Origin of the sequence: Clostridium coskatii (assembly GCF_001675205.1) — a bacterium.
GTDB classification, from domain to species: Bacteria; Bacillota; Clostridia; order Clostridiales; family Clostridiaceae; genus Clostridium_B; species Clostridium_B ljungdahlii.
Genome location: NZ_LROR01000014.1, coordinates 23,581 through 34,191, shown reverse-complemented (window position 1 = coordinate 34,191; position 10,611 = coordinate 23,581). Strand labels below are relative to the sequence as shown.

Genomic DNA, 10,611 nt, shown 5'->3' with positions numbered 1-10,611 from the left:
CGTTTGGTGAGAGATTCAATTATAACATGAAATTAGGGGGTCATTGTTTTTTTATTTAAAAAAACTTTGTAACCCTTGATATATAAAGAATATTTTTAAAAAATAGTGTAAAAAACTTTACACTAACCTTTTTTAAGTACTGCGTCCTCAACTTTATTATAATCCACAGCAATCATCTCTTTCCACTAAAATATAAACAGAGTTCTAAGTTTCAGGTGGAGTTCTTTTCTCCATCTGAAACTTAGAAATCGTTATCCAGGGGCGTAGCAGCCGTTATCCCCCACTTTATAAGAAAAGCAGATATCCCAGGTGACAGTCGCTTTCGCTGTGTGCGATGGAGGTATTACGGCTGGTAGCCATCGGATAAAATTTAGTATTAGTTTTGCCATGAATTACAATTCTATACAAACTTATGTTCTTTTTTATTGCATAGGAGTATATATTGATTTTTCCTATAGAAACTCCACAATGATTTTTGTTTTCAAATAGTCCGTAATTAATATCTACACCTAGCTATTAATAGCAAACTTAATCTATTTATCCCAAAATGGCTATTTTAAATTTTGTATTTATATAAAATTCAATCTATAATACATCTTACAAGTTATGATGGAAAGAAGTAATTAAGTACATTGCAAAGAGAGTCAGTGGTTGGTGTAAACTGCCTGATGTGCTTTATGAAATACATTCCTGAGCTGTAGGCCGAAATTTTTTAAAGTAAGCTGATCCGGGTAACTCTCGTTAAGAGTAAGAGATGAGCAATAGATTTATTTGTTCAAATAGGGTGGTACCACGATTATTTCGTCCCTTAATCGCAGGTGCTTTTTTTATTTTTCAAATTTATTTTGCTCAAGTAGGGTGGTACCGCGACTTTTTCGTCCCTTGTGTAGGGGCGTTTTTTTGTACAATTTTTAAGTAATTTCAGTTAATATTTACCGCAACACTTTAGCACTAAATACTTTTACAGTGTACACTGTAATTCTGTACATTATTACTGTACATAAAACACTTGCAACCTGCAGCTGGAACTTACTACTGAAACTTGTAAACTATACAATGTGAATTGTAAACAATGAATTGTGCATTGCGAACTGTGAATTAAATAAATAGGGGGTTTTAAAATGAACGTATCTTTAATAATCATCATCTGCTATATATCCATGTTATTTGTAATAAGTTTTATTGCTAAAAAGAAAGCTCAAGGAGGAGGCGAAAGCTATACTTTAGCCAGCAGACAGCTTACAACTCCACTTGTAACCTGTTCACTTATAGGCCTTGCTATTGGCGGTGCTTCAACCATAGGGGTCGCTGAACAAGCTTACGATGTAGGACTTTCAGCAGGTTGGTACTGCACAGCCTGGGGAATCGCAGCTATAGTTATGGGACTTGCAGCTGCAAGTAAATATAGGGAATTCAATGTATCTACTGTTCCTGAATTGTTTTCAAAATTTTATGATGAAAAAGGCGTTGCTGTCTGTGTAGCATGCCAAATAATTATTCTCATTGTAGTTGTGTCTCTTCAATACATTGCAGGTGGAGCTATTTTATCTTCACTTTTGCCTGGTATATTCACTATAAAAACAGGTATGATAGTAAGTGCTTGTGTATTTGTTGGTATAACCTTTATAGGAGGAATGTGGTCTGCCGGATTATGTAATTCATTTAACGTTCCTTTAAAATATACAGGAATTATATTATGTACTATATTAGCTGTATCAAAAAGCGGAGGAATTCAAAATATAAAACTTCATCTTCCTCAAAGTGTACCTTATTTCAGCCCTATTAAAGGAGTTGGTACATGGGTAATTTTAGGTTGGATACTTGTTATGACTACACAAGTTTTGTCTATGCAGGGTCCTGTACAATTGGCCTTTGCTGCTAAAGATGCAAAGACTGCAAAAAAGAGCTTTATACTTGGCGGTCTTCTTATGATTCCAATAGGCTTTTTATGTGCTCTTATAGGTATGGCTGCAAGAACTACTTTTCCTCACGTAAGTGCTACTATGGCACTTCCTAAAATGATTTTGTCATTAAACCCTGTAGCAGCCGGAATAACTTTGGCAGCACTCTGGGCAGCAGATGTTTCTACAGCCTGCAATTTACTTTTAGGTGCATCTACCCTATTTACAAATGACATATACAAAAAATATATAAATCCTAAAGTAAATGACAAAAAGCTTTTAATAATGACTAAATCCTCTGTAGTTCTTTTAGGTATATTTACTTTTATACTTGCCCTTTCCATGTCAGGTATATTAAAAACTATATCCATGGGTTTAAGTCTTTCTACCGCATTTACACTTATATTTTTATTTACCATGTTTGCTCCTAAACTTTGCAAAAAAAGTTCTGCTTTTTTCACTACCCTAGCAGGAGTAGTAGCCCTATTTTTATGGCAGTTAATACCTTCTTTTAGAATATTTCCTCATGTAATATTTATGGAATGGCTTGTATGTCTTGTAACCTTTATGCTTACATCAGTACTTGATAAAAGATCAATTATGAATATAGCTACCATAGATGAAATAAATGAAATGGTGTAAAAAAGTAAGGAGGTAACCCTCCTTACTTTTTTACGCTCAATCAATTATAGTGCCTGGATTTAAAATCTCATTTGGATCAAATACTTTTCGTATACCCTTCATAATTTCAAGCTCTCGTTTTGTAAACTGCAGCGACATGTGTTTCTTTCTTGTTTTTCCTGTACCATGTTCTGCTGTTATTGTACCACCATATTTTAGTGCAGTTTTATACATTTCCTCTTTTAATTTCTCATAATATGAAGGCAATTTACCGTTATCACCCATAATAAAATTGTGTATATTTCCATCTGCTATATGTCCCAAAGACAAAATATGATTTCCATATTTCTCTCCAAGTGCCGTTATATCATCAAAAAAATCCGGTACAGTTGAAGGTGGAACTGCTATGTCAAGTGCATCTGCTATATTGTCCTTATAAGGACCATATGCATTGCTCCTTATTGCCAAAATATTTCTCTGTTCCTTTGTAGTTTCCGCTATTATACTGTCCACTGCATTGTGTTCTTCACATATTTCTACAATTTTTTCGCTACTGGCATAAAGTGCATCTTCTGTAGGCTCATCAATCATGAAAATTAAATCTACAGATCCTTTATTTGCAGGCCACTTAGTTCCAAGCTGCTGTGCAGCATTTTGTGCAATGATTTTATCCATATACTCCACAGCAAGTGGTGTAATTCCCTCCTGAAGTATACAAGGTACTGCATCACAAGCTTCACGCCTTGTATCAAAAGAAACCAACAGTGTTCCATTATATTTATTTTGTGCATAAAGCTTTAATGTTACTTTTGTAATTATACCTAAAGTTCCTTCACTTCCAATCAACATATGTAAGAGATCATAGCCCATATTGTTTTTTATAAGTTTTCCTCCTACATTCACTATTTCACCTGTAGGTAAAACTACTTCCAAAGCTTTAACATGATTTCTCATGATTCCGTGTTTTACAGCTTTTGTACCGCCAGCATTTGTTGCTACCATACCTCCAATTTGAGCTCCTTCATCCCCAGGATGTATAGGAAAAAATAGCTTGTCCTGCTTATTTAGTTCTTCTAGTAAATCTGCCAGGGTAGCTCCTGCTTCAATTGTAATCATCAAATTTTTTTCATCAAATTCAACAATCTTATTTAATCTTTCAAGTGACAAAATTATGCTGGATTCTGTAGGAATAACTCCTCCAACTACACCTGTACCACCGCCCCTTGCAACTACAGGTGTCAAAGTCTTATTTGAATATTTTAATATCTCCGATATCTCTTCTGCAGAACCAGGTTTAACTACTACACAGTCCTTACATGCTTCAGGACGAAGCAGAGGTTCTGTTTCATCATAAAGATATCTCTGCATCTTAGACAAGTCATATGTAATCCAATCTTCTCCCACAATACTTTTTAAACTTTCAATTATTTCACTTTTCAATATTATTTCCCCCTTTTTATTTGACAAATTCTTTCATCTTGCCTTTTAGTCAATTAATTAAATCTTATAATATTTTACATTTACAGCGCCCCAATTAAACAAAATAGATAAAAAAAATATATCAGCTTATCTTTACTGATATATTTTAACGTACAAAAAAACAGCTCTTTTCGCTGGGGCGAAAAGTCTGCCGCGGTACCACCCATTTTTTTACTTAATTAACATAACGGTTAAACAACCGATTAGACCTACTAAACATTCAGTCCACAGCTCCAGGGTGAGTTTCAACATGTATATTTATGGGTTTTCACCTTACCCCACTCTCTGTAAAAAAATATTAACATATCTAATTAATCCTATCATAGCTTTTATCTTTAAAGATGAGTTTACTATAAGTTTTGGTTACTGTCAATAGCTTAAAAATAAATTTTTTTATAATAGTCAATCTCGCTTATAGTGTACTCTTAGCTATCCTCCATTTGCATACAAAATTCATATAAACTTGAGTTTTTGTATACATTAATGGTATAATAAAAAACATTAGTAAGTTTTCTTTAAACTTAATAATGTTTTAAGGGGGAAAATACATTGAATAAAAAAGCCTTATCTGTTATTATAGCGTTTGCGTTAGTAGGTTCTACTTTCAGCAATGTTTTCGCTTCTTCAGCCAGTACGTCTGAAGAATTAACACAAACTCAAAATAACAAAAAGGAACTCCAGGTAAAAGTTGATACTTTAAATAAGCAGATTGATGGAGTAATCGGAAAAATTGATAGCAATAAAAAAGATATGAATACTATTGCTAAAAACATTAAAAATACACAGATCAAATTGTCAAAAGCACAAGATGATTCAAAATCGCAAAATGATTTATTTAAAAAAAGAGTAAAAGCTATGTACACAACTGGTACAAACGGTTATCTTCAGGTACTTTTATCTTCAAACAACTTAGGTGATTTTATATCCAGAGTTGACTCAATCTCAAGAGTAATGAAATTCGACAATCAAGTTATTACAAAACTAAAAGGAAATGAACAAGCTATACAAAGTCAGCAAAAAGCTTTAAGTGCTGAAAATGCTAAGTTAGAATCTTTAAAAGTAAGTAATGAATCTACTTTGTCAAAATTAAATAATGACATACAACAACAAAAAGAACTATTAAGTCAGGCTACCGCAAAAGAGCAGCAGTTAATAGCTCTTCAAACTGCTCAGAAGGCTCCTCAAATACCTGAAATAAAAGCTTCTTCACCTACCTTATCTCGTGGTGGATCAGGTTCACTTTCATACTCACAAGCACTTACTATGGAGGCAACTGCATATTGTGGAGATGCTATCACAGCATCAGGTTCTGCAACTGTAAGAAATCCAAATGGATACAGCACTATTGCTGTTGATCCTCGAGTTATTCCATTAGGAACAAAAGTTTATGTAGAAGGATATGGATATGCCGTAGCTTGTGACACTGGTGGAGCTATAAAAGGAAATATAATAGATTTATTTGTAAATTCGGAGTCAGAAGCAGAAAACTGGGGCAGAAGATCTGTCACTGTATATATACTTAATTAATATGTACAGGTAGTACTGTGCTGCTATTTTACCTAAAAGGTAAACACTTGGGGAGATTTTCTCTCCCCTACCTTACGACAAATACATATTTATCATCTTAACATATAATAAATCATATGCCTGTAAAGCTCAGGTATCACCTCAAAGGAATAAGGCACATTTAATCTTTCAGTATATTTGTGCAGGTCTTTTCCCTGTCCACCAAAAATCACTACGGGAATATTTAGCTTAGACAGTTCTTTTACTGGAAGTTTATATATTATGTCATATCCAACTATATTGGAAATCAATTCAGCAAGTGGTATATCTGAGTCAATTCCTGTATAACTTGCATCAGATATACCCATAAAATAATTAGTTTTTATAATGCTTTCCTGAAATTTTTCCCCTGCATACTTAATTGTACTATCTACAGCATTTATAAATTTGCTACCCTCACTATTTTCAGCTTTTAAATATTTATGCGGATAATAAGGAGGAATAAATGAAATTATAATCATAGGTCTTTTATTCTCGTATAGTTCATAAGTTGCCTTTACTATATTTATAGCTATAGTTTGGTTATCCATTTTCTCATTTTTCCATTCTTTTACCTTTTCATCTATGTACTTTTCAAAATCCTTATGTGTGCTTTTAACTTCACATAACATCTCTTTATAAGTAATAACACAAGCTTCTATATTATCAAATTTCAATTTTTGTGAGGATTTCTTTGCAAATTTTTCTCTCTTTTTTGAAATATCCTTCAAAACATTCTCAAAGGCATTCTGAGCCAGTTCTTTTAAATTAGATAGTATTTCATCATAAGATGCCTGAAGAGTCAATATATTATAATATGCGGTGGAATACAATGGGCTCTGTACAGAATACATCTCCTTTAAATCCATTTGCTTTAAACACATAGGCGGTGGAGTCACAGTATCATAAACGCTATCTGAGAGATCTGGATTACATTCCATTAATTTGTTTATCTCTGAAACTAGCAAATTTGGATTCAATCCTCTTAAAGATTCCCCTACATGAGTTTCTTTTCCCACACAAAAAAATAAAGGCATAATTTTACCTACACTACCTATATATAATCTCTTGCCTTCTTTTTCTCCTCTTTCAGGTATACTTGGCTCTGATATTATCATACCACAGTAATTGTACTTCCTCTCTTCCTTTAATTTAAGAAGAAATGGAGCTGCAGCAATCATTCCTTCGGAATTACTCTCTTCACCAGGAACTACTAAAAGTAATAAGTTTCCCTTAAAGTTTCTCTCTTTACTGAATTCTCTTAAAAGTTCCATATTGAGGGCCACTCCAAACTTCATGTCTGCAGTTCCCCTTCCAAATATCCAATCTCCTGATTTAAAATTCTCCATAGCATCTTCATCTAAATTCAATTCTGAGATTCTTTTAGTACATTCATCTACATCAAAAGCCATAGATTTTAAATGTCCAAATTCTTCTACTCCAACTACATCCAAATGACCTGAAAGTATAAACGAATTTGGTGAATTTTCATTTCCATTTACTACTGCCCATACAAAGCTTCTTCCTAAAGGATCATCTTCAATTTGCTCTATTCCTAGATTTTCAGGATTGTCCTTAAAATAAGGTATTTCCAAAATTTTTTCATATATTTTTTCTGCTGCCGCACACTCTTCTTTTGTACCAGATATGCTTGGCACAGATATTAGTTCCCTCATTGTATCGTATACATTTTTCTTAAAGCTCATTTTTGGCCTCCTCAATATAACTGAAAACTTTCAATTACATCTAAGTATACCATTATTTTTATATAAATGTTAATTTACAACAAAAAAAATGAATTCAATCACATAATTTGCTGAATTCATTTTTTAATCAATTCTATGAGTACTTTTTACAATAAGGATTTGTCAGGAGTTACAATTATTTTTACATGTTTTTTCTTTTCAGGTCCTGTAAGTGTTTCAAATCCTTCTTTTACAATGTCCTCAAGTGCTATTCTCTTTGTAATATATCCGTCTGTCTTTATTCTTCCATCATTCATAAGTGCTATTGTAGAAGGAAATTCATGTCTGTAGGCAAGAGTACCAACTACCTTCTTTTCTGTAAATACAAGATCATTTGGATTGATTTCTGCATTTTTCTCCCATACGCTGGTTATTACCGCAGTACCTTCATATTTTAAAGCTTGAATTGCCGTATTAATCCCTACATTTGCACCTGTTGTTTCAAAAGATGTATCCACGCCTACGCCGCCTGTAAGTTTTTTAATTTCTTCAATTACATCTACCTCATTTGGATCTAAAACTACATCTGCTCCAAATTTCTTAGCATATTCCTGTCTTACAGATTTTCTCTGAAATACAATTACAATTCTTGCCCCTGATGCCTTTAAACACTGAATAGTTGCAAGTCCTATAGGTCCTGCACCTAAAACCAAAGCAGTATTTCCTGTAGTAAAGTTTCCAACTCTTAGAGAATGAAGGGCAACTGCCATAGGCTCAACAAGTGCAGCCTGCTCATAGTCCATAGTATCTGGTATCTTATGGACAAAATCTTCAGGAAATACTGTGTATTCAGCAAATCCGCCGCCGCTTCCACAAAGTCCATGAAATCCCAAAGCTTCACATAAATTATATTTTCCTTCAAGACAAGCAGGACACTTTCCACAGGCAACTATAGGTTCTACAATAACTCTATCTCCTGCTTTAAATTTTGTAACCTTGCTTCCTATTTCTACTACTTCTCCTGAAAACTCATGTCCTAAAACTACTGGTGCAGTACTCTTGCTTAAAGGATGTGGCGTACCTACTGGAATAAATATAGGTCCTCCTAAATACTCATGCAAGTCAGAACCACATATACCACACCATTTCACTTTAATTTTTACAGCATTTTCTTTTACCTTAGGTTCCTCAATTTCCTCTACTCTTACATCTTTTTTATCATACCACAATACAGCTTTCATAATTATCTCTCCTTTTTTATAATAGTATGGCAATATTAAAATTTACATATACCTGTTAATATATTCACTATATTTTATAAGCAAAAGCCATACCAAAAACAAGGAACCTGTTAAAAAGACATTTAAAATCACTATGTGCCATTATGACACATACTTAGTGTCCTATTTTGAGAATCTTACTCTTTTCTGGTCATTTTGACACACTTTTTATTCCATACTTTTTCATTTTTCTATACATGGTAGATCTACTGATATTTAAAGATTTTGCAGCTTTTAATATATTTCCCTTACACTTTTTAAGTGCATTTTCAATGTTTTCTTTTTCTAAAACATCCATTGGAAGCACACTAATATTTACTAGATCAGAGGAGACATTTTTTTCATAAACTTCTTTTTCTAAATAATCCAAAGGGGCCATCTTATCCTCACTTAAATAGTAATCCCTCTCTATTACATTTCTAAGTTCTCTAACATTTCCAGGCCAATCATAAGCTTTAATCTTTTCTATGTATGCTTTTTCCACTACTTTCTTCTTACACAAACTTTTAGAATTCAATTCTTCCATAAAATATTTAATTAAAAGCTCTATATCTTCTTTTCTTTCCCTAAGTGGGACAGTTTTTATATTCATCACACTCAATCTATAATAAAGGTCACTTCTGAAATTTTTCTTTTTAATTTCATCCTTGAGCACCCTGTTTGTAGCTCCTATTATCCTTACATTTAGCTGTTTTTCATAAGTTCCTCCAACTCTTGTAATTTTATTATTATCAAGAACCCTTAAAAGCTTTGACTGTATATCAAGAGGAAGCTCTCCTACTTCATCCAAAAAAATAGTTCCTCCATCTGCTAATTCAAACTTTCCAGGCTTTCCTTGCTTTAAAGCTCCCGTAAAAGCTCCTTTTTCATAACCAAAAAGCTCACTTTCTACAAGTTCTCTAGGTATAGAACTACAATTTATAGCTACAAAAGGGCCTTCACATCTTTCACTATAATTGTGAATAGATTGAGCTAAGAGTTCTTTTCCAGTGCCACTTTCCCCTTCTATTAAAATATTGCATTCACTTCTTGCTGCTTTTTTAGCAAATTTTATTATTTCTTTCATTTTAGAATTAGCAGTAACTATATGGTCAAAATTATAGGAAGCAGTATATCCCATAACTTTTTTAACAAGTTTGTGATAATATTTGCATTCTCTAAAAGTTATAACTATTCCCATTATTTTATTTTTCACTTTCATTGCCAATACACTTATAAGGCATTTGATTCTACTGCCTTCCACATAAAAATCACATTCTATATCATTACAATTATCTGCCCTGCCATTTAGTATATTTTTAAAATCCACATTATGTATAATACTTGTAATATTTAACTTTATTGCTTTTTCACTTTTCATATTTAGAATATTTAATGCCTTGTCATTTATCTTCTTTATATTTAATTTGTTATCAAGTACAATCATACCTTCTGTTACCGAGTCAAAAGTGGTATTCATAAGTTTATTTGAAATAGTAAGGTCAAATTGAGTTTCTATAGCGTGAGCTGCTACTGTAACAATACCCAAAGTATGCAAATGTGCATCATAATAATTTCCTGACATATTAATACACCCTACTACATCCCCATCTTCATTGTGAATAGGTGCTGCAGAACATGTCCATGAATGCTGTTTTACACCATAGTGTTCTGCTCCAATAGTTTGTATTGGCTTGTCCAAATACAGTGCAGTACCTATAGCATTAGTTCCCACTTCTCTTTCTGTCCAGAGAGAACCTACTACAAATTTCAATTTATCTGCCCTTTTCAGTATTTTACTATCCCCCAATGATTCTATGACATATCCTTCTTTATCCACTAGCATAATTACAAATCCAGACCCTGCTACAATATCATATAGGCTTTTTACTACAGGTTTTGCAATAGAAATTAGATCTTCATTTTGTTCCAGTCGATAAGCAATACTGCTGCCTGTAAGAATACTATTTCCTCTACCATTTAAAGGATCTACCTCATAATTTTTGCACCTTTGCCAGGATTCAGCGATTTCAGGCCGTACTGCACTATTTAAATATCCTTCTTCTATAAAATCTTTCCAGGCCTTAGCTATAAATTTTATATAGTTTTCCATAAGCATCA

At 33.0% G+C, this 10,611-nt stretch carries 6 protein-coding genes and 2 other annotated features; of the genes, 2 read left to right on the top strand and 4 right to left on the bottom strand.

All coding sequences use genetic code 11. The features are described from left to right. Positions 1–597: 597 nt before the first annotated feature. Positions 598–812, top strand: a binding site (T-box leader). Between the two features lie 309 nt (positions 813–1,121). Further along, positions 1,122–2,543 (top strand): sodium:solute symporter family protein, encoded by a 1,422-nt coding sequence (locus tag CLCOS_RS00295; RefSeq protein WP_063602406.1) that lies wholly within the window; start codon positions 1,122–1,124, stop codon positions 2,541–2,543. Positions 2,544–2,579: 36 nt separating this feature from the next. On the opposite strand, the gene CLCOS_RS00290 is transcribed toward CLCOS_RS00295, so the two are convergent. After that, positions 2,580–3,962 (bottom strand): FAD-binding oxidoreductase, encoded by a 1,383-nt coding sequence (locus tag CLCOS_RS00290; protein WP_063602405.1) that lies wholly within the window; start codon positions 3,960–3,962, stop codon positions 2,580–2,582. Positions 3,963–4,133: 171 nt separating this feature from the next. Then, positions 4,134–4,334 (bottom strand) — a binding site (T-box leader). A gap of 216 nt (positions 4,335–4,550) precedes the next feature. Between CLCOS_RS00290 and CLCOS_RS00285 the strand changes: the two genes are divergently transcribed. Then, positions 4,551–5,528 carry a 3D domain-containing protein gene (locus CLCOS_RS00285; protein ID WP_063602404.1) on the top strand — a complete coding sequence of 326 codons (978 nt, stop codon included), beginning with the start codon at positions 4,551–4,553 and terminating at the stop codon, positions 5,526–5,528. Positions 5,529–5,620: 92 nt separating this feature from the next. Here CLCOS_RS00285 and CLCOS_RS00280 read toward each other — a convergent pair whose 3' ends face one another. The 3 genes from CLCOS_RS00280 to CLCOS_RS00270 all read right to left on the bottom strand — a co-directional run bounded on the left by CLCOS_RS00280 (position 5,621) and on the right by CLCOS_RS00270 (position 10,603). Further along, positions 5,621–7,252 (bottom strand): M20/M25/M40 family metallo-hydrolase, encoded by a 1,632-nt coding sequence (locus tag CLCOS_RS00280; RefSeq protein ID WP_063602403.1) that lies wholly within the window; start codon positions 7,250–7,252, stop codon positions 5,621–5,623. 146 nt (positions 7,253–7,398) lie between these two features. After that, entirely contained in the window at positions 7,399–8,472 is a 1,074-nt protein-coding gene (locus CLCOS_RS00275) for a 2,3-butanediol dehydrogenase (RefSeq protein WP_013238970.1), read from the bottom strand. Between the two features lie 190 nt (positions 8,473–8,662). Then, positions 8,663–10,603: a sigma-54-dependent Fis family transcriptional regulator gene (locus CLCOS_RS00270; RefSeq protein ID WP_063602402.1), complete on the bottom strand. Its 1,941-nt coding sequence runs from the start codon at positions 10,601–10,603 to the stop codon at positions 8,663–8,665. Between the last annotated feature and the right edge of the window lie 8 nt (positions 10,604–10,611).

Excerpts from the sequence above, each read along its gene's own strand:
- CLCOS_RS00280 (WP_063602403.1), bottom strand. The coding sequence starts at position 7,252 with ATGAGCTTTAAGAAAAATGTATACGATACAATGAGGGAACTAATATCT.
- CLCOS_RS00275 (WP_013238970.1), bottom strand. The coding sequence starts at position 8,472 with ATGAAAGCTGTATTGTGGTATGATAAAAAAGATGTAAGAGTAGAGGAA.
- CLCOS_RS00270 (WP_063602402.1), bottom strand. The coding sequence starts at position 10,603 with ATGGAAAACTATATAAAATTTATAGCTAAGGCCTGGAAAGATTTTATA.
- CLCOS_RS00295 (WP_063602406.1), top strand. The coding sequence starts at position 1,122 with ATGAACGTATCTTTAATAATCATCATCTGCTATATATCCATGTTATTT.